The organism is Oryzophilus luti (assembly GCF_059726245.1).
Window position 1 is genome coordinate 3,521,163 of record NZ_AP040874.1, and the last position, 23,294, is coordinate 3,544,456.

The following is a 23,294-nucleotide window of genomic DNA, read 5'->3' on the forward strand; positions in this document are numbered from 1 at the left end:
AGGGCCAAATCTGCTGGTAACAGTATCACAGAGTAACCCCCCAAAGACCGGTTCCCAATGGCCCTGCCCGAACGAAGGTGCGCCTGTGATGTTGTCCGATTGACAGGCCGCAATAGGAACAGTAGCTTCAAACCTGACCTCCCATGCTGACCCACGCCGAGCGTTTGAACTCGCGTTGCCTGACTGCGCTCTTTTTGCTCTGCCTGACTGCCTTGGCACTGTTGGTGCACGGCTATCACCTGGGCATTGAAGACGAAGCAATTTACCTGCCTGCGGTGCGCCAGCATTTAGACCCCGCCCTTTATCCGCACGACACCATCATGTTTGAGCCGCAGACCCGGCCAACGCTCATGGATGAGATCGTGGCCGCCAGTGTCCGGGCCACGGGGTGCAGCCTGCCAACCATGGAATTTGCCTGGCATCTGCTGAGCCTCTTCCTGTTCCTGTGCGGCTGCTGGCTGGTGGCGCGGCGCATCTTCTTCCAGCCGGAGGGGAGTGCCGGGGCCGTGACGGCGGTCGCCGTACTCCTGACGCTGCCCGTCGCCGGTGTTGCTATCTATCTGGCAGATCAGCACTTGCACCCTCGAACATTGGCCACGGCGCTGGTGCTGATCGGTGCCAGCGTGCTGCTGCCCGGTGAGCGCGACAAGCGGCTTTCACTGGATCGTTCGGCGACCGCATTGCTGCTGGTGGCGATGGCGACCGTCATCCATGTGCAGATGGCGTTTTACGGCCTCATCTTCCTCACCTTTCTGGTGCTGCCACTGGAGCGCTTCGGCGAGCGGGCCATCCGCTTCACTGTACTGCTGACGCCGCTGGCCACCTTGTTCCAGAGCGCTCCGCCAGAGTGGTATGAGGCGGCACGCATCAAGCGCCAGCACTACCTGCTCCGCTGGGAGTGGTACGAGTGGCTGGGCATCATCGGTCCCATCGTGATTCTTTACCTGCTGGCGCGCTGGGCCAAGAACCGCCGCCCGGCGGTCCACAGCCTGGCGCTACGCACGTCGCTGCTGGGATGCTTCGCCCTGGTTGTTACCTTGGTATTAACTACCCCGGCACGTCTGGAGCGCCTGACTTCTTATCAGCCCCTGCGAATGTTCCACTCCGTCTACTTGGTGATGGTGCTGCTGTTCGGCGGGCTGGCGGCGGAGTTGTGGATGAAGCGGCGCTGGTGGCGATGGGCCGTGCTGGTACTGCCGTTCTGCGCCGGCATGTGGTACGCGCAACGTGACCTGTTCCCCAAGACCCACCACATCGAGTGGCCGAACCAGCCGACCGGTAATGCCTGGGTGGAATCGTTCAACTGGGTTCGCACCCACACCCCCAAGGATGCCTACTTTGCGCTTGATCGCCACTTCCAGATTGCCTATGGCGAGGACTACCATGGCTTTCGCGCGCTTTCCGAGCGCGGCAATATGGCCGACTGGGACAAGGATTCGGGCGTTGCCTGCCTGTTCCCGTCGATGGCGCCGCGCTGGTCGCGCGAGGTGCACGCGCTGGCGAGGTTCAACCAGTTCGGCACAGAGGACTTCGCGCAGCTCAAGCGGCAGTTCGGCGTCACCTGGGTGGTGCTGGAGTATCCCTACATTCACCAGTACGGTGACGGCCGGGTGCAGGTGCGCGGCTATGTCGGCAAGGCGGAATTCGCCGAGTGCCCATATCAGAATGAAAAGGTGCGCGTCTGCCGCCTGAAGTAGCCGCCCGCCGGAGGGCGCAGGCGTAACGCAATTTCAGGGAACGATTTGCCTTTGGCCAGCGTACAAGCTGGCAGGGATTGTCATGCGCCGATTGACCTTACGAGAACCGACCATCATCGCCTTCCAGACTCTGCGGGCGCACAAGCTGCGTTCGTTCCTCATGCTGCTGGGCGTCATCCTGGCGGTCTCCACGCTGATTCTTGTGGTGGCGCTCATCAACGGCACCAACCAGTACATTGCCGACCGTGTGGCCAACATGGGTAACGGCGTCTTCATGGTGTCGCGCTTCGGCATTATCAACAGCGACGAGGACTGGGTGAAGGCCGTCCGACGCAATCGCCAGTTGACCTATGAGGACTTTCTGGCGCTGCGCGACGGGTTGAAGCTGCCCAAGAACGTGGGCCTGGATTGCCGCGCGAATGACACGGTGCGCCGCGGCGCCAACACGGCGGAAGACGTGGTGGTGCATGGCTCCACGGCCAACATCATTGAGATGTCCACCGAGGAAGTCGAGCGCGGCCGTTTCATCAACGACAATGACAACGATCACCGCACCTATGCGGCCATGATCGGCGCTGACGTGGTGAAGAAGCTGTTCCCGAACGTGGACCCCCTGGGCAAGACCATCACCGTCATGGGCAATGAGTTCGAGGTGGTGGGTGTGGCCAAACCGATCGGCGAGGTGATGGGCCAGCCGCAGGACAACTTCATCTACATTCCTCTGCAGACCTGGTTCAAGATGCACGGCACGCACACCGACCGGTTCAGCATCAACATACAGGCGCAGGCGCCGGAGATGCTGGAGCAGACCAAGGAAGAGGCGCGCATGCTGATGCGCGCGCGGCGTCACCTGGGCTTCAAGGAAGAGGACAATTTCGGCGTCATCGGCGCCGACAACCTGATGGACCTGTGGCACAGCCTGACCGGCACGATGGCGGGTGCGATGGTGGCCTTCGTCTCCATCTTCCTGGTCATCGGCGGCATCGTCATCATGAACGTCATGCTGGCCTCGGTGACGGAGCGCACGCGCGAGGTTGGCATCCGCAAGTCGCTGGGAGCGCGCACGTCAGACATCCTGACGCAGTTCCTCGTGGAGTCGGCGGTGATGTCAGCCATGGGCGGCGCCATTGGGGTTGCACTGGCGTGGATTGCGGCCATCATTTTGAACGCCAAGACGCCGCTGCCGATGAGCGTCCCGATTTCGGCGGTGATTACGGCTCTGGTGGTTTCGGCCAGCGTGGGTTTGTTCTTCGGCGTCTACCCGGCGCGCAAGGCGGCAAAGCTGAACCCGATTGAAGCACTGCGGGCAGATGCCTAGAAAAGATCAGGGGAACGAATGAAGTCACTGCGGCGGTTTTTCCAAATGAACGAGAACACGCGCATGGCGCTGGAAACACTGCGCGAGCACAAGATGCGCTCGGCGCTCACGGTGCTCGGCGTCTTCATCGCCGTGGTGGTGCTGGTGCTGGTCTTCAGCGTGATGTACGGCGTGGACAAGGACCTGCGTGATGCGCTGGAAGACTACGGCACTGACACGCTGATGATCTACAAGTTCGAGCCGGGCATCCACATGGGCCGCCTGCCGCAGGAACTGCGCATCCGCAAGCCGCTGAACTACGAAGACGCACAGGCCATCCGCGAGGGCGCTCCCTCGGTGAAGGAAGTCTGCGTCGAGCTGGATTCCACCAGTTGGACGCCCGGTACGCAGGTGTTCATCCCGACCGCAAAGTACAACGGCCGCGAGGTGACGAGCATCCAGTTCGAGGGCGCCACACCGTCCTATGAGTCGGTGCAGAACGCGCACATGGAGCAGGGCCGTTTTTACACGGAGACCGAAAACGATCACCGCATGGACGTGGCCGTGCTTGGCTACGATTTGGCCGACACGCTGTTTCCGGCCCACGACGCGGTTGGCAAGGAGATACAGGTCGCCGGTATGACCTTCCATGTGGTGGGCGTGCTGGAGAAGCGCAAAGGCGTCTTACTGCGCGACTCCAACGCCGACAAGCAGGTCATCGTCCCCTATTGGAGCTATCGCAAGCATCGCCCGATGGACAAAGAGAACTTCCTGACCGCGCAGGCCTATTCCGGCAAGAAGCCGCAGGCGCAGGATGAGGTCACCGGCGTGCTGCGGCGCACGCGTGGAGACGCCTTCAACAAGCCGGACAGCTTCGGCATCAGCTCGGCCGAGGCGATCTCGAACCAGTTCCGCAGCATCATGGGCTCCATCGCCCTGCTGACCATCGCTGTGGCTTCCGTGGGCATGCTGGTGGGCGGCGTCGGCGTCATGAACATCATGCTGATGTCCGTGACCGAGCGTACCCATGAAATTGGCGTGCGCAAGGCCATTGGCGCGCGCAAGCGCGATGTGGTGCGCCAGTTCCTTGTAGAGGCCGTGGTGCTGACAGGCATGGGCGGCGTGGCGGGCGTGATCTTCTCGCTCGCACTGGTGGGGCTGGCCAACCTCCTGTTGCCGAGTATTCCGGCGGCGGTGCCGACCTGGGCCATCGGCGTGGCCGTGCTGGCCGCCATGAGCGTGGGTCTGTTCTTTGGCATCTACCCGGCCACCAAGGCCGCTGGCCTCGACCCGGTGGAAGCCCTGCGCTACGAATAACGCACAACTTTCGCACCAAGGTTCTCAGATAGGCCATCGCAGGCGACAATAGAGCGATGGCCTTTTCTTCTATCGACGGCGACGGGCAGTTGCGCTGGCGCGCTCGCGATTGGTGCGCGGCGGCCCTGCTGTTTGCCGCCACGGCGACGGTCGTTCTCTGGCAGAACGCGAGGCTGACCGTTCTGTGGGACGTCAGCTACATCCTCGAAAACGCCACGCGAATCGCCAGCGGGCAACTGCCGTACCGCGATTTTGCCTTCCCCTACGCTCCGTTCACGTTTCTCGTGCAGTCGCTGATTATTCGTTTGTTCGGGCGCGTGTACTGGCACCACATTGCTTACGCGGCGCTGGTGGGTGGACTGGCTACGGTACTGGCGTGGCGTGTGCTGCTGCGTCTGCTGGCAGAACGCGTGGCGCACGCGTGGTGGGCCTCCGTGGCACTGGCCGCGCCGCTATGTATGCTCGGCATCTACTGCATCTTTCCACATCCGTTTTATGACCCTGACTGCACGCTGGCGATGCTGGCGGCCGTGTGGATGCTGCTGCGCATTGAAGAGCAGGCTTCGCCGCGCTGGATGGCCTTTGCGGCTGGCGTGCTGGTGGTGCTGCCTATTTTCATCAAGCAGAATGTAGGATTGTTGTTTGCCGTCGCCATGATGGCTGCCATCAAGCTGGAGTGGCTGCGGGGGTGGCGCGCAGGCGAGCGGGAAGCCACGCGGCGGCGGGGTTGCGTGGTGGCCGGTGCGACCGTGGCGCTCGCCGCAGGGCTGGCTACGATTGCCGCAACGGTCGGGCTGGGCAATTACATCCATTGGACCTTGCAGTTCGCGGCGCAGCGCCGGTTGCCGGGCTGGTCCCTGATGCTCGGCGTCTACTCCACCTGGTGGATGTGGCCGCTGTTCGCACTGATGCTTGCAGGTGCGGTGCTGGCGGCAAGAACCGGGCGCCGCTGGCTGCGCGCGACGTCCGTGGTAATGATGTGTGCGCCCTTCGTGTGGGCGGTTCTCTACCTTGCGCTGGATTCCGACGACTCCGAGCGGGCCGAGCGGCTGCTCGACGTGTGGCCGCCGGTGATGGTCGCAGCACTGGTTCTCTGTGTCCTTGCCATCTGCAAGCTGCGCGGCGTTCGTCGCTGGCTGCCCGTGGTGCTGCTGGTGGCCGTGCACGGGGCGTTCCTATCGCAGCAGCTCTGGGGTTCCACCTACGCGCTGTGGCCTCTGCTGATGGTGCTGGTGGCGTGCTCGCTAGCCTCGTTGTCTGAAGTTGCGCCACGTGCAAAGAATCTGGCATTTCCGCTGACGGCGACGATTGCCGCGCTGCTCATTGTGGCGGGTGCGTTCTATGTGCGGAGTGAGGAACGGCTGAGTTACGTGAACATGGATGGAGAGTTGGCGCACTCAACGCTGCCGCAGTTGAAGGGCCTCGCCATGCGTGGGCCTTGGATCGCAGACTTTGAAGAACTGGTGCGCTACACCGACCACGCCATCCCTCGCGACGAGCAGGTGCTCTGCCTGCCCGGCGAAGACTTGTTCTACTTCACCACCGGCCGCCTTACGCGCTTCCCGGCCACCATGTTCGACCACACCGTGAACCCGTATTCCGCCGGGCAGATTGCGCGGCTGGCGCGTGAGCGCGACGTGCGCTGGATCATCCTGAAGCGCGACCTGCAACTTGGGGAAACGCCATTCCCCGAGTTGCACAAAGTCATCGAACTGCTGCCGGAATTCGAGCAGGTTGAGTCGCTGGACAACTACGTCATCTACCGCAGGCGTTAAGCCGGTTGCGAACCCTCGATGGTCTGGCGGCGCGAGCGCATCTCGGCCATCATGCCCTCTTGCTCTTCGGCGCTGAGCAGCCGCGCAATGGCCGGGAAGACCTGCTCCTCTTCCATCTTCAAATGGCCTTCCATCAACTCGGCGAGGCGGTTGCTGTGCTCGGTGAGTTGCGGGGCAAAGCCGGCGAGCGCGATGGGGTCTTTTGCGAGACGTTCCCAGTAGGGAAGCAGGCGCAGCACAAGATCGTCGATGGTCTGGTGCTGGATGACCATGGCGTTGGAGCTGTCGCCGGCGTCCTTGTCCTCGGGGGCGCACATGCGCAGCCGCACGTGCAGCGAGAGGTTCTCGTCGGCCTCATGCAGCGGCAGTGAGATGGAGAAGTACCGGTGAAGTTCGGCGGCGGCCTGCGCAATCTGCGCGACGGGAGCATTTTCGGTGGCGGCGAGTTTCTGCGCCAGGGCGCAGAAGTGGCGGATGCGCTGGTGGCAATCGAGGAGCATCTGCAGGGGAGACTCAGCGGCGGAGGAGGCGTGCGGCGTGATCTGGTTCAGCATATTGAAATTGACCGTGAATTTCATTATCGCCCGAAAACGTACGCCAAGGGGAGGATTTTTGCGGTTTCTGGAGCATGAAAAACAGATCGGCGCGGCTGGAAATTCCGTATACAAGACGCGTAATGTTTTCGCGTGTATTTAAAAAGAGTCAGGGTATAATGTGGGCGCGTTTGATTTGGACGTCCGCTCGGAGCAGTTTCTGTACTACCCCAAAGTACCTGCCTCTCCAGCACCTTCCGATTCACTCAGCGATCTCAACACAAGAAGGACTCGCAACACCATGGAACAAGGAATCGTTAAGTGGTTCAACGACGCGAAAGGCTACGGATTCATCAGCCGCCAGAACGGCGAGGATGTGTTCGTTCACTTCTCGGCTATCCAGACCAACGGCTTCCGCAGCCTTAAAGAAGGTCAGGCCGTGCAGTTCAACGTCGTACAGGGACCGAAGGGTTGGCAGGCAGAGAACGTGACCGCTCTGTAAGGTCACGAGAAACGCTACAGTTCAGTAAGGGCGGCCTTCGGGCCGCCCTTCGTTTTGCTCGTGAGAGCTACTTTGCCTTTGCCGGTGGCGGAGCGATCAGGTAGTCGTCGCCCGTGCGCTGGAGCAGCACCTCGCGGCGATGCTGCAGGGTGTCGAGCTGCTTTTCGAGCGAGAGCCACTCACGCTTCTGTTCGCCAGCGAGCTGGCAGGGCGCCGCGGGCGGTGCGCTCCCCGCGGATGCTTTTCCATCTGCTCCGGCTTCGCTCGGCGAAGTCGCCTGTGAACAGGATTTCTCGAGGGCATCAATGCGCGCTTCCAGCCGCGGAATTTCGCGGTCCATCAAAACCGGACGAATCAACGGTGAGCGGTCGCGTCCGCTTTGTAAAGCCAGGTTATTGTTCTCGGTCCATGCAGGCAGAATGCCGAAATCGCCAAGCTCCACGCGCGTGCCGCCCGGGCCATAGTCTTTCTTCACCGCCGCAAAGCGCACAATCAGCGAGTCGCGCGGGTCGCCGGTCCGGTCCGGCATCAGCCCGTCAACATAGGTGCGGGACTGGTTGGAGAGGAAGTTTCCCATCGAATAGACGATGACCGTGTTGCGCTCGTCCTGCGTGCGATAGGTTTCCACTGGCTGTAGCACATGCGGGTGGTGCCCAAGGATAAGACTGGCCCCGGCCTCCATGATTTTGTGCGCCAACTCCACGTCATCGGTGCGTGGAGCCACTGCGTACTCCACGCCCCAGTGGATCGATACCACGAGCAGGTCGCACTGCTGGCGAGCGCGCTTCACCGCCTCCAGCACGTAAGCTTCGTCGATGCCTGGCGAGGCGGCAGCATCGGATTTATAGGGGAAATAGGCGACGTGCGGAGCCTTGGCGTCTTCCGGGTTGCGTCCGCCGTTGAGCCACCGCGTCATACCCAGGAAACCAACGCGCACGCCGTTTTTCTCCACGATGACCGGCTGCCAGGCAGCCACAGCGTTGGCCCCCGCTCCGGCGCCGAGAATCTTGTGCGCGGCCAACTGTTCCACGGTTTCACCAAAGCCGGCCCACCCCTGGTCCATGGCGTGATTGTTGGCAAAGCTGACCACGCCAACGTTGTTCGCCTTGAGCGAATCCAGCAGGGCCACGGGAGCGTTGAACAGGAAGGGCCGTGTACCGTGTGAGTGCACCGGCGCAACTGGAGTCTCCAAATTCACAAAGCCGTAATCGACCGAGCGGAAAATGTCGGAGACCTCGCCGAACAGGTTGTCCCAGCCGTCATGGTTGGCGGCGGCATCGGGAGCCTTCTGGGCGTCGGCGGCGGCCCGCACGGCCTGGTGGGGAATCACATCGCCGGCGGCGGCAAAGCTGACCCGTGCAAGGGCCACGGGGCGCGTGGCGCGTCCGGCGTACTCGGCTTCGGCGGCCACGGTTTGAACGTGCCCCAGGTGGAACGAGGCGCCCAGCACGACGAGCAGGCAGAGCAGGGGCACGAAGGCGGCCTGAAGCCGCGCGGAAGCCAAAAGCCGGAGAGAAAATCGCATGCGCATGTTTGAAATGGCTGCCCCTGTTGGCGTGTCCGCAGGGCCGCGCCATTTCCAACAAGTATACAAAGGTCTGCCGAAGGCCCCAAGCCGAGCCGGAAACGCGGATGGGGGAATCAAGATCGCCTCTTCCAAAAGAACTGGAGCACGGCGGTACAATGGCCCATCGATGGGGTGGAAAATCTTGCGCGTAGCGGAGCGAATGGCTTACGATTCACTCACTTTCGCCTGCAATTTCGTTTCAAGCGCGGCCCAGCCGGGCGCTGGAAGCAGTGGTTTGTTGGGCGAAAGAGAGGGCAGGGTTGGGCGTAAAGGACGTCATGTCGCGCAAGCTATCAGAAGTAAACCGTGAGTTATGGGTGATTCTGTCGCTGTTTGTGATCGCCGCACTGATCAATTTTGCGGTCGGCGAACATGGCATGTTGCTGGGCATTTATAGCCTGCCGACAATTTTCTCCGCGTACTCCTATGGTCGCCGTCACGCGATTTCAACCGCTTTCGCCAGCATTCTGCTGGTGATCCTGATCGCGTATTACAACCCCGACGTACTGGCCTCGCGCGGCATGGTGCTCAGCGGCGAGAAGTGGTACGAGCTGGCTGTCTGGGCCGGTACGCTGATCCTGACGGCCATCGCCATGGGCACGCTCTACGAGCGCAACCTGGCCAAGATCCGCGAGTTGCGCCAGACCTACCAGGGCGTGCTGATGATCCTTCGGCAGTTCATCTCCAAGGACAAGTACACGCAGAACCACTCCTACCGCGTCTCCATCTATGCCACCCGCATTGCCGCTGAAATGGGTTTTGGCGAGGAGCGCATTGAGGACGTGCGGGCCGCTGCGCTGCTGCACGATATTGGCAAGCTCGATATCAGTCGCGACATTCTCTACAAGGCCGCCCGCCTGACCGCCGAGGAGTACGAGGAGATGCGCGAGCACGTCTCCCGGGGCGTGGACATGCTGGAGCCCGTTGGCGGTTCGCTGCGCCGCGTGCTGCCCATCATCCTGAGCCACCATGACCGTTACGACGGCAGCGGCTACACGGACAAGAAGGGCGAGGAGATTCCGCTGGAAGCGCGCATCCTCTCCGTGGCCGATGCCTACGATGCCATCATCAGCGACCGCCCGTACCGCAAGGGCTCGTCACCATTCGAAGCCCGTGACATCATCGAGCGGGGCGCCGGACGCGAGTTCGACCCGCAGGTGGTCTCCGCTTTCCTCGAGGCATTCCACAAGCGCATGCTCGAAATTCCTGAAGTGGTGGTGTAGCGTCTGCAAGGTTCCTTGGTTTTGAGGGCGTGGCTGCGGCCACGCCCTTTCTGTTTTGCGTCGAACGGCTGAGGCGTCAATGTCCGGGGCGGGCCACTCGCAAAGCACGCGGCTCCATTTCTGCCGCAGCCTGCGCTCGTCGTACAATGTGGGCAGGCCCATCCCAACCAGAACAAGCCCGGCGCGGAGGGTTGTGTGAGTGGTTGAAACAGGCGGTCTTGAAAACCGCTTTAGGGGTAACCCTAACGGGGGTTCGAATCCCTCACCCTCCGCCAGCGCCTTCCTCCATTTCAATTCAAAACCGAAGCGCAGATTCCTTGCGCGGAGCGGGTTCCGCTGCCGCCAACCGCAGGCTATAATCCCCGGATGTTGGACACCCACCTGCTCGTTCTCTTCCTTGCGGCGGCAACGCTGCTGGCGGTCACGCCCGGCCCCGGAATCTTCTACGTGCTGGCGCGCACGCTGGCCGGTGGAAAGCGCGAGGGCATGCTCTCGGCGGTTGGCACCTTCGGCGGAGGCCTCATCCACGTGGTGGCCGCGGCCCTCGGACTTTCGGCGGTGCTGGCGGCCTCGGCCACGGCCTTTGCCGTGGTCAAATACGCGGGCGCGCTCTACCTTGTGTGGCTCGGTGTTCGCATGATCCGCACGCGCAACGTGCCCATGGACGAGCCGGCCGAGGCCGGCGGAGCGAACCACGCCTTCCGGCAGGGCGTGCTCACCGAAGTGCTCAACCCCAAGACGGCGCTGTTCTTCCTCTCGTTCCTGCCGCAGTTTGTGAATCCCGCGCGCGGACACCTTGTGGTGCAGTTCCTGCTGCTCGGCGTGCTGTCGGTCTCGCTGAACACGGCGGCCGACCTGCTGGTGGTCTCCTTCGCCGCGCCCATCGGCACGCGCCTGCGCTCAAGCTGGCGCTTCCGCCGCAATCAGCGCGTCGCCTCCGGCGTCGCCATGATGGGCCTGGGCGCCTTCGTCGCCTTCGGAGACACGAAGTAGAGACGCCGCCATCCGAGAATTCATTCGCACTCGTCACGCTGAGGGCTTAGTCTGTTCGTGAGTGCCGGAGCCCGATTTTTGCGAACAACCTGCGGATAAGGTCCACGCCGGGCAGAGAGAGTACAATCCGTGCCAAATCGATAGCGCAGTCAATTCCACCGTGGAGCTTGGAAAGTAATGGCTTTGACGAATGCGTACCTAGTGACCACCAAGAATCTCGAATCTTTTCTAAATGCTATACGCTCAGCAAAAGCCCCCGAGCGATTCACTAACAAATTCCTCACCAATCTTGAATTTTCAAGCAGCAACGACAGACTATTTATTGCTGTTCTAAAGGGTCTTGGATTCATTGATGAGTCTGGAACGCCTACACAGCGATACTATCTATTCTTGGACCAAACCCAATCGGGGCGTGTTTTAGCGGATGCTCTGCGGGAGGCCTACGAGGATTTGTTTGCTCTTAACCTCAAAGCTCAGGAAATGACTGTCGATGAGGTCAAGAACAAACTCAAAACACTTACTCTTGGGCAGAAGTCTGACAACGTACTTAATTTGATGGCGAACACATTCAAGGCTCTTGCTGACCTTGCTGACTGGGATGCGCCCGCCATCGCCACTGTCGTGGAACCGGTGACCGCGACAATCCCCCAACAGGCATCCCCATCTGCTCCATCTGATGAGAAGCCCGTTTCCCGCGACAATCTCCAGCTTCATTACAACATTCAGGTCCATCTTCCTGAGTCGCGTGACCCAGCCGTTTACGATGCAATCTTTCAAGCGCTGCGGCGGCACCTAGCGTGAGGTGCTAATGAATGACCAATTGTATTCGTTCGTGTTTAGGGGGCTTCTTGCTGACCAGACGCTAGACAAGACCCAGCGATTGAGAAGACACACAAATGGAGACCTTGACCCGGAACTATCAAAGAGGCTTCCAATTGATGTTTTGGATGAGGACTTGGTTTGTAAGGCTCGACGCATGGCGACTGTTTACGTGGCGATTGCAGCATTTGAGAACACCGTACGCGAGTTTGTCTCCAAGCGGTTATTGGAAAGCATCGGGGCTGACTGGTGGACCGTTGCAGTTTCGGAAAGGATTCGAACCAAAGCCGAGACTCGTCGCGACGACGAAACCAAAGTCCGCTGGCACACACCGCGTGGCGATCAACCAATTAATTACACAGAGTTTGGGGACCTCAGTTCAATCGTCAGCCAGAATTGGGAGCATTTTGAGAATTATCTCCAATCGCAAGATTGGGTTCGTCAAATCATCACAACCCTTGAACGTTCACGGAATGTGATTATGCACAGCGGCGAGTTAGGAGCGCAAGACGTAGAGCGCGTAGGTACTTCGATTCGCGACTGGATTCGACAGGTCGGTTCGTAACAGCTACGGAGAATCAAGTTACTCCGGCTCACTCTCGGCGGCGCGCTCCAAGGATGCTTCGGGGGCGGGCGTGTCCGCCAGCAGCAGGCTGAGGACGACCAGCGCGAGCAGGCTGGCGGCGAGGCCGGGGTAGAGCGGGTCCATGCCTCTGGGCCGCAGCAGGTGCCAGCAGAACGCGGTCAGCGGGCCGACGCAGGCGGCCGCCACTCCGGCCAGCGGACGCACCAGCTTCGGGAAGAACAGCGTGCCCAGCAGCGGGAAGAGCACGGTGCATCCGCGCAGGCTCATGGAGAGGAAGCTCCAGTCCAGAATGGTTGCACCGGAGTTGCCCGCGGCGAACCACAGCGGCACCAGCGAGGTCACCAGCAGCGTGCCGCGCTGCACGCGCAGAATCTCCGCCCCGGTCGCCAACGGACGCAGGTGCTGCTTATAGATGTCCACGGAGAACATGGTGGAGATGCCCAGCGCCAGTCCGGCCGAGCATCCGACGATGGTGACCAGCAGCGTGGCCAGCACCACGCCGGAGAGCATGGGCGGCAGCAGTCGCAGAGCGAAGGCGGGCATCGCCTCGGCCGATGCGGTGGCCGGGAAGTGCGCCTTCATGCAGAGTCCGATCAGCACTCCGGCCAGCCCGATGAGCGGAGTCGCCAGCGCCGAGAGGAACGCTCCCTTGCGCACCGCGCTCCAGTCGCGCGCGGAAGCCACGGCCTGAAAGTAACTCTGCGTGGAGAGCACGCCCAGCAGCATGGAGAAGCCCGCCGCGCCGTCCACCGCATAGCCGCGCCCGAAGAGTGAGAACCACGGGTAGGCAGGGAAGCTCGCGGTCAGCCCGCCGAGGCCGCCCAATGTCCGCCAGGCCACCACGGCGCAGCAGGCCAGTGAAACGTAGACCAGCGCGACCTTCAGCATGCCTCCCATGCCTGTGCCCCACGCGCCCCCGAACATGACATAGACCAGCATGAGCACCATGCCGAGCAGCGCCGAGGTGAGCGCGCGCGTGTGCAGCGTGGAACTGCACAGGGCCACGAAGGCCAGGCTGTTTCCAATGAAGCTGAACAGAATGCCGAGCGAGGTGAAGATGGCGACGAAGGGCCGTATGCGGTTTCCGTAGCTGCGCGAAAGCAGTTCGGGCACGGTGGTTGCACCGGTCTCATAAAGGCGACGCCCGATGCCGCTGGTCAGCAGCAGAAAGCCGATGCCCGCGCCCAGGCACCACCACCACGCGCAGAGTCCGAAGCGGAAGGCCACCTGCGAGGTGCCGACCGTGGAGGCTCCGCCGATCATGGTGCCCATCAAACTGCCAGCCACCAGACCGGCGCTGGCGCGTCGCCCGCCGACGGCGAAGTCCTCGGCGGATTCCACCTTGCGGGCGGCAAGGAAGGCCACGGCCGTAATCGCCAGAAAAACCAGTGCAATGCCGAATAAGAATGAATAGTGGGGCAAGTTCACTCCCTCTCGGAGCGTGAAGAATGAACTGCAAAACCTGAGAGCTTCGCACAATTCACGGGCGCGGCGCAATTGGCGCGCCGCGCGCCACCGGATCGTGCTCCAAGCAGAAAGGCGCGGACAAGTCCGCGCCTTCTATCTTATGCCTTGTTGTTGCCGGCTCCGCGACGAACGATCAAATCTGTGCGGGGTGCGAAGTCCGTCCGCCAGTGGGCGGGGCCTTCGGCTGAAGCTTGCGCTGCTCGGGCGTCAGCATGGAGGCAACCTTCTCTGCGGTCTGCAAGTGCATTTGTTGGATGAGCAGACCGCGCTGGTCGGGGTTGAGCGACGCATCGCTCAGGATGGCGATCAGCTTCTGTCCTTCGGCGAAGAAGACCGGGCGGATCCGCGCCTTCTGCTCGTCGGTCAGGTGCACCTGCGCATCCAGGCCCGCCAGGTGCGCGTCGGCAAAACGGTTGGGGTCTCCCATGATGTTGTGAGAAGGCGGCGCGGACTGCGCCACCGATTGTGCGATGGCCAGCAGCACCATCAGAGTCAAGAAAAGTAGAGATTTCCGCATGAAGACCTCTGGCAAAAAGTAGAAGGGCCACTGGGCCGACTTCACCAAGCCATTGTAGCCGGAAGCGGAAACTGCGCAGAGATTAAGCTTCGCGGGCTCCAATGTGGCTGGTGCGCCAGTTGTAGCGCATGGAGAGCAGACGCAGCAGGAAGCAGGTCAGAGTGCCCACCACGGTGCTGGTGGCGCGGCTGAAGTGCACAGCGTCGCAGATGAGGAAGGTGGCGCTGCCGCAGAGCGCGGCAATGGCGTAGAACTGCCCGCGCTCAAAGACCCTCGGCGTGCGTCCGCAGAGAACGTCGCGCAGCAGGCCGCCGCCAACGGCGGTCAGCAGACCGAGCAGAATGCTGGAAACGACGATGAGGCCGTCGTTGAGTGCGCGTGTGGTGCCGGCAATGGCGAAGAAGCCGAGCGCGGAGGCGTCGACGACATCGATGGCGCGGCTTACGCTTGGTCCCATGCGGTGCCCGAAGGCGATGGCCATCAGAGCGCCAACAAAGGCGATGGCCATGTAGCGTTCGTCTTCAAAGGCGAGTGGAACGCCGTGCTGGAGAATCACGTCGCGGGTGATGCCGCCGCCGAGCGCCACCACGAACGCGAGGCCGAAGACGCCGATCAGGTCGTATTTGTAGCGCGGGTGACGGATGGCGTAGAGAGCGCCGCTCAGGGCGCCGGCAAAGACGCCGAGAAACTCGACCGCGAAAAACAATCCGTCAAGGCGAATCAACTTCATATCTCCATTATGCCAACGCTTCGTGTGCACCGGCAGTGGCTGGCAGGTTGCTCGGGACTGGCGCAGATTGAATTGGCACAGATGCTTCTGGTCCGGTGTTTCTGGTCCGGCAGAACTCGATTGAGGCTTCGAGAGGCAGATTCGTTTCTTCGGCATGCAGGAGGAAATGCAATCTCATTTCCGGCCTGCAATCCAAATGAGGAATCCGCGTGTGTTTATCGCCGTCGGTTTCTGCGGGAAATGCCGCATTTCGCGGGATTCTGATTCCTGGCGCTGTTACCCGAGCGAGAAGGACAGCGCATCCCCCGGCGTGCGAGGGGTACCCCGCCATTCAGGTTCGAGGCACGAACGCTGCGCCGTCTGTGCGAATGGCTGGCCACCTTGCGGGGATGGTGTTTTGGAGAGTGCCTTTGTCGATTGCTCCTAATGTTCATGGCGCGCGGCGTTACCTGATGGCTGCGGCAGCAGTGGCGGCCAGCACGGTGGCAGCGCTGCTGCTTGGCCCCATCAGCCGTGAAGCGCCATTCCTCGTCTTTCTGCCCGCGGTGTTTCTGTCTCTCTGGTATGGGAGATTTGGCGGAGCCGTGGTGGCCACATTGCTTTCTGCGCTCTCGGCTGATTACTTTCTCATCGCGCCCTTCTATAGTCTGCAGTTGGGGCGCGCAGGGGTGGTCAAGGACGTCATCTTTACGGGCACGCTGATCCTGTCATCCTGGTGGATTGACCGCAATCGGCGCGAAAATGAGGAGGCCATCGCCCTGCGCGACCGCTTGGTTGAGTCGTCGGCCCAGCCGATTCTGATCACCGACCTTCAACATAATTTCCTATTCTGGAACGCAGGCGCGGAAACTCTGTATGGATGGAGTAGTGCGGAGGCGCTGGGCCGTCAGTCGCGCGAACTGCTCCAGACACGCTACCCCTGCGAATTGGAAGAGATCAACCAGCGGCTTGCTACCGATCCGCACTGGCGCGGTGTGCTCCACCGCACCACGCGGGACGGCGCAGAAGTCGTGGTGGATGTGCAGTGGACTCTCGATAAGCTGAGCGGATGCCTGCTGCAGACGGAGCTGGATATTACCGAGCGTGTGCGTGCGGAGGCGCAGGCGCTCGCAAATGAAGCCAAGCTGCGCAGCGCGATCGACAGCATGAATGATGGCTTCCTCATCTGCGATCAAGAGGGGCGGGTTCTTGAGTTCAATGACGCCTTCGGGAGCTTTCTGCGCTTCCCCGACCGCCCCTCTTTCCCAACTACAGTTTCCGAGGGCTCCCGGCTTATTGAGATCTTCTATCCCGATGGGGAGCCCGTGCCGCGGGACTGCCGTCCGATTACACGTGCCCTGGCCGGCGAGTCGGGCAGCCAGCTTGAATTCCTCACGCGACGCAAGGATACGGGAGAGAGTTGGATTGGAAGCTACAGTTTTGTCCCAATGCGTGATGAGCGTGGTGCGGTTATTGCGGCGGTCGTCAATGTTCGTGATGTGACCCAATCCAGGCAAATGGAGCGCGAGCTTTGCCGGACCAATCGTGCCTTGCGTGCGATCAATGCGGTGGACCGTGTTCTCATGCAGTCGGAAGAGATTCAAGAAGAGGAATTATTCCACCGTGCTGTGCAGGTGATTGTGGAAGAAACGGGCTATCCCCTGGCCTGGATCGGCATCCCGGACGAACTGCCCGAATGCCGCATCCGTGCCGTAGCTGCCGCAGGCCGCGGAAGCGAGTACGCTGGCCGCGTTACGGCAACTTGGAAAGATGATCCTTATGGCAGGGGGCCGATCGGCACGGCCGTGCGCGAGCGCAGGACGACCGTTGTCCAGAATTATCCGGAAGAGCCAACTCTCAAACTCTGGCATGCACTTGCGGCGGAATACGGATTCCGCTCTGTGATGTGTCTGCCGCTGCTGGTGGGCGGTGAATGCGTCGCGGTGCTTACCGTCTATTCGGAGGACGTTGCGTCCTTTGACCATGAGGAACTGGAGCTGTTCTCCAACCTTGCCGGGAACCTTTCCTTTGGCATTGCCTCGGTGCGCAATCGCCTTACGGCGGAGGAAGAACGCCAGCGGCGCGTGCACGCGGAAGCGCAACTGCAACAGGCGCAGAAGCTGGAAGCCATTGGGACCCTGGCCGGAGGCATCGCGCATGACTTCAATAATCTCCTGATGGTCATCATGGTGCAGGTGGAGATGCTCTTGCAGGAGGTAAGTGGCGGGCAGCAGAAACGGGCGGAGGCGGTAATGAAATCAGCCCAGCGCGCCGCCGAACTGACCAGCCAGTTGCTGGCCTTCAGCCGCAAGCAGGTAACGCAACCCGCTATTGCATCGCTCAATGCCATTCTTCAAGGCTTCCTTCCGATGGCCCGGCGGTTGTTGCGGGAGGATATTGATGTCAACGTCTCGCTGTGCGACGCGCTCTGGCCGGTCAAGGTAGATCGCTCGCAGTTCGAGCAGGTCATCATGAATCTGGTGGTGAATGCGCGCGACGCCATGCCTGATGGCGGCCTGCTGACTCTGGAAACCTCGAACGTCGAGCTTGGCGGCGAGTATGTGAAGACGCATCCGCTGGTACCGCCCGGAGACTACGTGCTCTTCGCCGTCTCCGATGACGGCGTCGGCATGAGCCAGGAGGTGCAGACACGCATCTTCGACCCATTCTTCACCACCAAAGGCCCGGGGCAGGGCACCGGCCTGGGCCTTGCCATGGTGTACGGAATCGTGAAGCAGGCCGGCGGCATGGTGTGGGTCTACAGCGAGGAAGGAAAGGGCACCTGCTTCAAGATCTATCTCCCCAAGGCTTCGTCGCAGGACGAAGCGGCTACTGCGCCCGATCCCAAGATGCAGGCGACGGCTTCCCGCAAGACCGCAATTCTGCTGGTGGAAGACGACCCGGACCTGCGCCGGCTGATCGATGAGTTTCTGCACAGCGCTGGCCATACCGTGATAGCCGCTGCGAGTCCGCAGGAGGCGCTTGACGCCGCATTCGCAAAACACAGCGGAATTGAAATCCTGTTGACCGACGTGGTGCTCAAGGGCGGCAATGGCAAATATCTTGCCGAGCGGCTGCGCGAGGGCGGCTGCCATTTCAAAGAGATCTTCATGTCCGGCTATACCCCGAACTCCATCGTGCACCGTGGCGTGCTCGACCCAGGGGTTCACTACCTGCAAAAGCCCTTCTCCCGTGCGTCCCTGCTGCGCAAGATTGACGAAGTGATCGGCCAGAACTGAGATGGTCACACAAGGAGATGTTCCGACGCGCACGCCGGTCTTTTTGTTCGCGCGCGCGTCGGAGAAAGCCACAACCTCTGCGTGTAGACTCGTAGCATGAAGTTCGCGCAACGTGGTTGCTTCGCACTCCTCCTGTTCATTCTCTTCAGTTTCAGCTTCACCGCTTGCAATCAGGTCCGTATGCCGCTTGGCCCCGCCAAGGTTGAGGCCGGGCAGGCCGAGGAGCATTTCTCGCCCGGCGAAAACCTGGAATCGATCGACCGCGACCACATTCAGCGCGCGCAACAGAGCATCGACATCGCCATGTACGCCTTCACCGATGAGTATCTGGCGCAGGCAGTGTTGGAGCGTGCCCGTGCCGGCGTAAAGGTGCGCATCTACCGCGACCAGCAGCAGTACGAGCAGGAGCAGGACCGCAAGAGCAAGCGTGGCCCGGTCATGGAAATGTTCTCCGGCGAGCGCAACGTGCAGATACGCGTGAAGGGCACAAGGGAACTGATGCACCTGAAAGCCTACCTGCTCGATGGCCGCGAGCTGCGTACCGGCAGCGCCAACTGGTCGCCCACGTTATGTGCACGTGGAAATTATGTATAGGTACTCTCAAAAGAAACGCCAGAATGCGCTGATTGTCAGCGCCACCATGCACATAATTTACTGAGAATCGGGCAGCCTAATGCCCCTGGCTCTACCGACGGCGCTCGTTGAGGTCCTCGACCTTTCGGAGTAATAGCGAAGGCCGAAGCCCGAGAGTTTGCGCAAGATCGAAAATCGCCTTCAGCGAGGGACTCTTTTCACCGCGTTCTAGTTGTCCTATGTAATTACGGTGGTACCCAGTCGCATGAGCAAACGAATCCTGCGAGTAGCCCTGCTTGGTTCTCAGTTGACGGAGTACTTCTCCAAAATACTTCTGCGGTCCTGATTTTCGCGATGAGAGTCGATCATTGCCCGTTCGCACATCATCACAATGGCTTCATTGACCACAATTGTGCGACCCACCTATAGTGTGTAAATGAAACAGCAAAACGGGGAACACAGTTTGTAAGGCGCGCCTGGGTTTCGTCCGTGCATGTTTAAGGTGTGAATTACCCGTGATTAAACTGGCAGTGTATAACCCGCGAACAAGAACTGGAAAAACGACGACGGCCATCATGCTGGCACGATTCTTCGCTGAAACCGGAAGAAAGGTACTGCTGATTGATGCAGACTCGAATGCCCCGAGAATCTCGAATCTACTCGGCCTAAAGCCGATTGCTTTCTTGGGCGATTTTCTTCTGAACCGATTCGCGCTCCAATATTGCATCACTCCCGGCGCTACAAACATCGACGTAATGTGTTCAAGCCGTGCTTGTTTGCGCCTGGAGGAGGAAATCGGACAGAACCTCTTTCCGGACGGTGTATTTAAATACACTCTTCGTCGAGCCGAAGATTCTTACGACATTGTCCTCTTCGATTTGGGATCGTCTATTTCATGGCTCCAGACAGCCGCATTTGCATACACAGAACAGGTGCTCGTTCCTGTCACTACGGACACTTTAGGAGTGCAGGGCGCCTATTCGGTGCTCGGACAGAAATACGCTGTTGATCACGTCGTCGGTAGCAGCGTTAGCATTATTGGATGGCTCCCCGTGATGACTGATTCCACGCGTCAGCGAACCAAAACAACAGTAGGAATGATAGAGCGTATTGCGGAAAACATGGGATCTGTGGTTTTCCCGGCAATTCGAGACGACACAACCCTTAGGTCTACCAACGCGAGTTTTGTTGATCGCATTTCGGATGGAGTGCTGTCCGACTACAAGCGGGCTGCAGAATCAATCTTAGAGGAACTCGATCGAGGGGCCGAAAACTCATGACGGACATTTGGCAAAGTGCCAGGTGGATTACAGATATCTCGCCTAATGAGTGAGGATTCAACTGAACAGGTTGATCACCCTGAAGCAGAGTAGGGCAGTCGTCAACACAAACAAATTCGGGTAGTGCTCGGGCCTGACTCGACCAACCGCGAACAATCCAACGGCACTGATTGTCGCAAGGCCGGGAGACCATTTGATGGTCGTTACGTAGTGCGGCATGATCGGCCAGACGCCACCTGCGGAGGCAACGGTCACCTCAAGGCGGGTGCCACTTACTACAAAGTGTTCGGCTCCAGAGTGCTCTAACTAATATGGTATGGTCGATACGACAAACCTGTCCGCATGGCGTTTTTGGTCGTTGCGCAGGCTCGCGAGTTGTACGGGGTGAGCACTGTCATAAGGCTTATCGAACTTCCGTGTGCTTCCAAAGAGGCATGCTTGCCAGCACAATGGGAAGACAAGCACCGAATCCGGGTGATTCAAGAACTCAATCGTTATCTGAGGGTCCTCTACGTTCCCGAGCAGGAATAGCGCTTGGTCGGTTGTACAGAAGGGATCGTCTTCTTTCTCGGTGTAACGAAGGCACCAATCGAGCGGGCGCATCCAAGATGCTCCAGTTTTGACCTCTTCCAACACCCTTGAGATGGTTATGTTTCGAACGCCACGCGCTGGCAACGGTCGCAACTCTAGGGAATCTACTTCGAGAGTATGTCCATCCGGATGGACTTTGGTGATGGTCGCGCCCCGAAGGCTGCGTGCATATGCTTCTTGCTGTTGCATCGCAAGCGGGGACCTCGCGCGTATCATCTGCATAAACTCTAGCAAGAAGTCTTTATGTTGTTCCCAATTCTCGAAGCGAGCGGCAATTAGTTCTTCACGCCGCATCGGGAACTCGCGCTCCAAGATGGCAAATGCTGAATCGGGGTGAGTAGCACTGGAATAGTCAGTTCCGTCCGCATAATCGTAGAATCCCTTACCGTAGGCAATCTCGCTCGTACTCCTCTCTTCCCATCTCTGCTTGTGGGTGAAATAGCACCACAGCGGCCTGAATCTTGAGACGCGAGATGGACCGATGAATCCGCGCATGTAACCCTGCGGCAACCAATGGTCCTTTCTGTTACGGGTCTGCGTAACCTGGCCTGACTGTTTCTTACTCATTTCACACCGCGACAATCAACTGTATCGACCACCCGAAGATACACAGATGTTCCTCCCGTCCTCCTTGCGCAGTGCAACTCGCCGGGATGGTGTGAAAACCCGTACGTGCCACGATCCGCCGGAGAGAGTTTCGTCGAAAGCCCCGGAGAGATCAGTTCTTGCCCGCACCTATTGCTTCTGCCTGGTCTGGGGGCAGCTGCGTGTTCTTTCTGGCATTGCACGCGCGATGTGCGATCTGTCCATTCTCCGGAACAGTTTTTCCGCCTTTACTGTACGGAATTATGTGATCAACAGTGCTGTCCTCGAAGGAGTGTATCTGGTTGTTACAAATTGCGCAGACGCTCGACTTTTCGAAAAGGCCTTTCCGAAACTGGTAGTCGAAGAAACGTGGTTCTATGAGGGTCCCCGCAATGATCGGGTCGACAAGTTTACGGAATTTCTGCCATCTGATGAGAGTCTGCGCTGTACTTCCGGTGCGTTTAGAGATGGCGTCCTGCATCTCCAGATCTGTCAGCATCGTAAACATAAATAGTTCTCTGATCTGTTCCGCAGCCTGTTGAACCTTACCTGTTGGGCGGTTCATCAGAGCAGAGAACTGAATGTCGAGAGCCGTCACCGAAAATTTCTTGTCCCAGTCACCTCGGGTGCTTCGATTCGAGACGTCGTACAGTCGCGCAGCCTTGTCGCCAAAAACGGCGTATATGTTCTGTACTGTCTGTTTGAAAAGACCTGCATGAACCTTAAGCTGCTGCTCGTCTTTAGGAGCAAACTGTCCCATGTAATCGTTAAGAAACTGTTTGAGATTGCCGCTGTACTGTGGGAGTCGATTCGCAAACGCAAAGACGCGCAGGATTATCTCGCGCTCCTTGAATCGTCCTTCCGGCTCTATGCCGCCTTTGACCTTGCGCCAAGTCGGATCTTTCTCAAGTTCGGCTAGTAGTTCATTGAATGGCCCGCGGAAAACACAGTTCCTAAGCTCCTGCTCGTTCAGGGCCATCGAACCGCGATTGAGTCGCTCAAATATCTCGAAGCGCAGTTCCGTATTGCCGGCCGCGTCAATAACAATGCTGCGTATCGGCGTATCTAGGATTTTTTCCTGTTGTTCTTTGGTCAAGTCTTTGAAGCATTTCTCGTTTAAGCTACTCATTCGCCGTAGCTTCCGCAGCGCAAACTGGTTTGTTACGTACTTCACCAGTGTCGTCAAACGCTGCTGCCCATCGATCACCTCGAGCCGACCTTCTGCAACTTTCCCGAAGTAGATCGGTGGAATCGGAATCTCGAGCAGTAAGGACTCGATCAGTCGCGACGGTAATTCTGGGCGAAGGGCCCAGACGTATTCTCTTTGGAACTTGGGCTGAAGATCCAATTGCCCGCGCTCGAGCTTGTCTCTAAGTGCAGAGATTGTCCAATCGCACACCTGACTCGTAATCGGCCTGTCATCTGGCTTGGAAGTCGTCACCTCATCGCCGTTCTCCGGTTCGAGTTCGTCCTCCGAGGAAACTGAGTTCTCTGTTAATTCAGCGAGTTCGGTCTTTGCGGGCTGGGACTCAGTATTCACGGCGGTCTTATCTGAGCTGATGGTAGCTTCCTCGCCAGAGGAACTTGGCGCCAGCAGCATGAAGCGCACCTGGTCATCTATATCAGCGGCTTCAATCCCCGGCTCGCTTGCCATATCAAAGTGCTTCAGCGTCGCCTGAATCTCGTCGAGTACCTTCGTCCCTCTGCGCGAAGCACCAAACCACTTTAGAATTCCTCGCACTCTGTATCGTCTGGACAATTCTCCCGGGTTCAGCTGCTGTGCCAACGTGACGATTTGCTTAGGTACGTCTTTCATATCTGCTGCGGCCCTCAGTCTTTCTACAGTTGCGCGATGCCTCTGCGTCTTGAATCGCGGTGCGACTTGGGGAGGAATGAGAAGCATGAGGCCGCTAAGTTACAGAAAGCAGTAATCCTTATCACACGTGAAGGTGACATTACCCTAGCCCGGGCTGTGTTCATCAAGCTTTCGAAGTCAAAATATCACCTGTAGTCAGGATCTGCTT

Annotated in this window: 20 protein-coding genes and 1 tRNA gene; 13 read left to right on the forward strand and 8 right to left on the reverse strand. The window is 59.6% G+C overall.

The window, feature by feature from the left end; all coding sequences use genetic code 11:
• The first annotated feature begins 143 nt into the window (after positions 1-143).
• From AC6IZO_RS15020 to AC6IZO_RS15035, 4 genes are all read left to right on the forward strand, one after another.
• Positions 144-1,697: a hypothetical protein gene (locus AC6IZO_RS15020; protein WP_497806057.1), complete on the forward strand. Its 1,554-nt coding sequence runs from the start codon at positions 144-146 to the stop codon at positions 1,695-1,697.
• An 82-nt stretch (positions 1,698-1,779) separates the two neighbouring features.
• Positions 1,780-3,015 carry an ABC transporter permease gene (locus AC6IZO_RS15025; RefSeq protein WP_497806059.1) on the forward strand — a complete coding sequence of 412 codons (1,236 nt, stop codon included), beginning with the start codon at positions 1,780-1,782 and terminating at the stop codon, positions 3,013-3,015.
• 63 nt (positions 3,016-3,078) lie between these two features.
• Positions 3,079-4,311 carry an ABC transporter permease gene (locus tag AC6IZO_RS15030; protein WP_497806061.1) on the forward strand — a complete coding sequence of 411 codons (1,233 nt, stop codon included), beginning with the start codon at positions 3,079-3,081 and terminating at the stop codon, positions 4,309-4,311.
• A 56-nt stretch (positions 4,312-4,367) separates the two neighbouring features.
• Positions 4,368-6,086, forward strand: a complete 1,719-nt coding sequence (locus AC6IZO_RS15035; RefSeq protein WP_497806063.1) for an ArnT family glycosyltransferase — start codon at positions 4,368-4,370, stop codon at positions 6,084-6,086.
• On the opposite strand, the gene AC6IZO_RS15040 is transcribed toward AC6IZO_RS15035, so the two are convergent.
• Complete coding sequence (locus AC6IZO_RS15040; RefSeq protein WP_497806065.1) at positions 6,083-6,664, reverse strand: hemerythrin domain-containing protein; 582 nt, start codon at positions 6,662-6,664, stop codon at positions 6,083-6,085. The two genes, AC6IZO_RS15035 and AC6IZO_RS15040, sit on opposite strands and share 4 nt — an antisense overlap.
• A gap of 256 nt (positions 6,665-6,920) precedes the next feature.
• Between AC6IZO_RS15040 and AC6IZO_RS15045 the strand changes: the two genes are divergently transcribed.
• Entirely contained in the window at positions 6,921-7,121 is a 201-nt protein-coding gene (locus AC6IZO_RS15045; protein WP_497806067.1) for a cold-shock protein, read from the forward strand.
• Between the two features lie 67 nt (positions 7,122-7,188).
• Here the strand turns inward: AC6IZO_RS15045 and AC6IZO_RS15050 are convergent, their stop codons facing one another.
• Complete coding sequence (locus AC6IZO_RS15050) at positions 7,189-8,646, reverse strand: CapA family protein (protein WP_497806069.1); 1,458 nt, start codon at positions 8,644-8,646, stop codon at positions 7,189-7,191.
• Between the two features lie 320 nt (positions 8,647-8,966).
• On the opposite strand from AC6IZO_RS15050, the gene AC6IZO_RS15055 reads away from it, so the two are divergent.
• From AC6IZO_RS15055 to AC6IZO_RS15075, 5 genes are all read left to right on the forward strand, one after another.
• The gene (locus tag AC6IZO_RS15055; protein WP_497806071.1) at positions 8,967-9,911 is read left to right on the forward strand and encodes an HD-GYP domain-containing protein; all 945 of its coding nucleotides are present in this window, start codon (positions 8,967-8,969) and stop codon (positions 9,909-9,911) included.
• Between the two features lie 185 nt (positions 9,912-10,096).
• Positions 10,097-10,186, forward strand: a tRNA-Ser gene (locus AC6IZO_RS15060).
• 91 nt (positions 10,187-10,277) lie between these two features.
• Entirely contained in the window at positions 10,278-10,904 is a 627-nt protein-coding gene (locus tag AC6IZO_RS15065) for a LysE family translocator (protein ID WP_497806073.1), read from the forward strand.
• A gap of 177 nt (positions 10,905-11,081) precedes the next feature.
• A complete protein-coding gene (locus AC6IZO_RS15070; RefSeq protein ID WP_497806075.1) occupies positions 11,082-11,705 on the forward strand; it encodes a DUF5343 domain-containing protein in 624 nt (207 codons plus the stop codon).
• A gap of 7 nt (positions 11,706-11,712) precedes the next feature.
• Positions 11,713-12,288 (forward strand): Swt1 family HEPN domain-containing protein, encoded by a 576-nt coding sequence (locus tag AC6IZO_RS15075; RefSeq protein ID WP_497806077.1) that lies wholly within the window; start codon positions 11,713-11,715, stop codon positions 12,286-12,288.
• A gap of 18 nt (positions 12,289-12,306) precedes the next feature.
• Here the strand turns inward: AC6IZO_RS15075 and AC6IZO_RS15080 are convergent, their stop codons facing one another.
• The 3 genes from AC6IZO_RS15080 to AC6IZO_RS15090 form a co-directional block, all read right to left on the reverse strand.
• On the reverse strand, positions 12,307-13,731 hold the full coding sequence (locus AC6IZO_RS15080) for a sodium:solute symporter family protein (protein WP_497806079.1): 1,425 nt from the start codon (positions 13,729-13,731) through the stop codon (positions 12,307-12,309).
• 178 nt (positions 13,732-13,909) lie between these two features.
• Positions 13,910-14,272 (reverse strand): hypothetical protein, encoded by a 363-nt coding sequence (locus AC6IZO_RS15085; RefSeq protein WP_497806081.1) that lies wholly within the window; start codon positions 14,270-14,272, stop codon positions 13,910-13,912.
• A 103-nt stretch (positions 14,273-14,375) separates the two neighbouring features.
• Positions 14,376-15,023 (reverse strand): trimeric intracellular cation channel family protein, encoded by a 648-nt coding sequence (locus AC6IZO_RS15090; RefSeq protein WP_497806083.1) that lies wholly within the window; start codon positions 15,021-15,023, stop codon positions 14,376-14,378.
• A gap of 452 nt (positions 15,024-15,475) precedes the next feature.
• Between AC6IZO_RS15090 and AC6IZO_RS15095 the strand changes: the two genes are divergently transcribed.
• Both AC6IZO_RS15095 and AC6IZO_RS15100 read left to right on the forward strand, forming a co-directional pair.
• Complete coding sequence (locus AC6IZO_RS15095) at positions 15,476-18,241, forward strand: PAS domain S-box protein (protein WP_497809974.1); 2,766 nt, start codon at positions 15,476-15,478, stop codon at positions 18,239-18,241.
• Between the two features lie 180 nt (positions 18,242-18,421).
• Entirely contained in the window at positions 18,422-18,835 is a 414-nt protein-coding gene (locus AC6IZO_RS15100; protein WP_497806085.1) for a phospholipase D-like domain-containing protein, read from the forward strand.
• 91 nt (positions 18,836-18,926) lie between these two features.
• Here AC6IZO_RS15100 and AC6IZO_RS15105 read toward each other — a convergent pair whose 3' ends face one another.
• Positions 18,927-19,196, reverse strand: a complete 270-nt coding sequence (locus AC6IZO_RS15105; protein WP_497806087.1) for a helix-turn-helix domain-containing protein — start codon at positions 19,194-19,196, stop codon at positions 18,927-18,929.
• Between the two features lie 133 nt (positions 19,197-19,329).
• Here AC6IZO_RS15105 and AC6IZO_RS15110 point away from each other — a divergent pair, with 133 nt between their 5' ends.
• Positions 19,330-20,094 carry a ParA family protein gene (locus AC6IZO_RS15110; protein ID WP_497806089.1) on the forward strand — a complete coding sequence of 255 codons (765 nt, stop codon included), beginning with the start codon at positions 19,330-19,332 and terminating at the stop codon, positions 20,092-20,094.
• 306 nt (positions 20,095-20,400) lie between these two features.
• On the opposite strand, the gene AC6IZO_RS15115 is transcribed toward AC6IZO_RS15110, so the two are convergent.
• Together AC6IZO_RS15115 and AC6IZO_RS15120 are read right to left on the reverse strand one after the other, a co-directional pair.
• Positions 20,401-21,252 (reverse strand): DUF4238 domain-containing protein, encoded by an 852-nt coding sequence (locus tag AC6IZO_RS15115; protein ID WP_497806091.1) that lies wholly within the window; start codon positions 21,250-21,252, stop codon positions 20,401-20,403.
• Between the two features lie 151 nt (positions 21,253-21,403).
• The gene (locus tag AC6IZO_RS15120; protein ID WP_497806093.1) at positions 21,404-23,086 is read right to left on the reverse strand and encodes a GmrSD restriction endonuclease domain-containing protein; all 1,683 of its coding nucleotides are present in this window, start codon (positions 23,084-23,086) and stop codon (positions 21,404-21,406) included.
• Positions 23,087-23,294: the final 208 nt, after the last annotated feature.

What these genes read in the sequence shown, in the direction of transcription:
- AC6IZO_RS15120 (WP_497806093.1), bottom strand. Translation starts at nt 23,086, where the DNA reads ATGAAAGACGTACCTAAGCAAATCGTCACGTTGGCACAGCAGCTGAAC.
- AC6IZO_RS15070 (WP_497806075.1), top strand. Translation starts at nt 11,082, where the DNA reads ATGGCTTTGACGAATGCGTACCTAGTGACCACCAAGAATCTCGAATCT.
- AC6IZO_RS15045 (WP_497806067.1), top strand. Translation starts at nt 6,921, where the DNA reads ATGGAACAAGGAATCGTTAAGTGGTTCAACGACGCGAAAGGCTACGGA.
- AC6IZO_RS15055 (WP_497806071.1), top strand. Translation starts at nt 8,967, where the DNA reads ATGTCGCGCAAGCTATCAGAAGTAAACCGTGAGTTATGGGTGATTCTG.
- AC6IZO_RS15090 (WP_497806083.1), bottom strand. Translation starts at nt 15,023, where the DNA reads ATGAAGTTGATTCGCCTTGACGGATTGTTTTTCGCGGTCGAGTTTCTC.
- AC6IZO_RS15100 (WP_497806085.1), top strand. Translation starts at nt 18,422, where the DNA reads ATGCCGCTTGGCCCCGCCAAGGTTGAGGCCGGGCAGGCCGAGGAGCAT.
- AC6IZO_RS15075 (WP_497806077.1), top strand. Translation starts at nt 11,713, where the DNA reads ATGAATGACCAATTGTATTCGTTCGTGTTTAGGGGGCTTCTTGCTGAC.
- AC6IZO_RS15030 (WP_497806061.1), top strand. Translation starts at nt 3,079, where the DNA reads ATGGCGCTGGAAACACTGCGCGAGCACAAGATGCGCTCGGCGCTCACG.
- AC6IZO_RS15035 (WP_497806063.1), top strand. Translation starts at nt 4,368, where the DNA reads ATGGCCTTTTCTTCTATCGACGGCGACGGGCAGTTGCGCTGGCGCGCT.
- AC6IZO_RS15025 (WP_497806059.1), top strand. Translation starts at nt 1,780, where the DNA reads ATGCGCCGATTGACCTTACGAGAACCGACCATCATCGCCTTCCAGACT.
- AC6IZO_RS15020 (WP_497806057.1), top strand. Translation starts at nt 144, where the DNA reads ATGCTGACCCACGCCGAGCGTTTGAACTCGCGTTGCCTGACTGCGCTC.
- AC6IZO_RS15065 (WP_497806073.1), top strand. Translation starts at nt 10,278, where the DNA reads ATGTTGGACACCCACCTGCTCGTTCTCTTCCTTGCGGCGGCAACGCTG.
- AC6IZO_RS15095 (WP_497809974.1), top strand. Translation starts at nt 15,476, where the DNA reads ATGGCTGCGGCAGCAGTGGCGGCCAGCACGGTGGCAGCGCTGCTGCTT.
- AC6IZO_RS15040 (WP_497806065.1), bottom strand. Translation starts at nt 6,664, where the DNA reads ATGAAATTCACGGTCAATTTCAATATGCTGAACCAGATCACGCCGCAC.
- AC6IZO_RS15050 (WP_497806069.1), bottom strand. Translation starts at nt 8,646, where the DNA reads ATGCGATTTTCTCTCCGGCTTTTGGCTTCCGCGCGGCTTCAGGCCGCC.
- AC6IZO_RS15115 (WP_497806091.1), bottom strand. Translation starts at nt 21,252, where the DNA reads ATGAGTAAGAAACAGTCAGGCCAGGTTACGCAGACCCGTAACAGAAAG.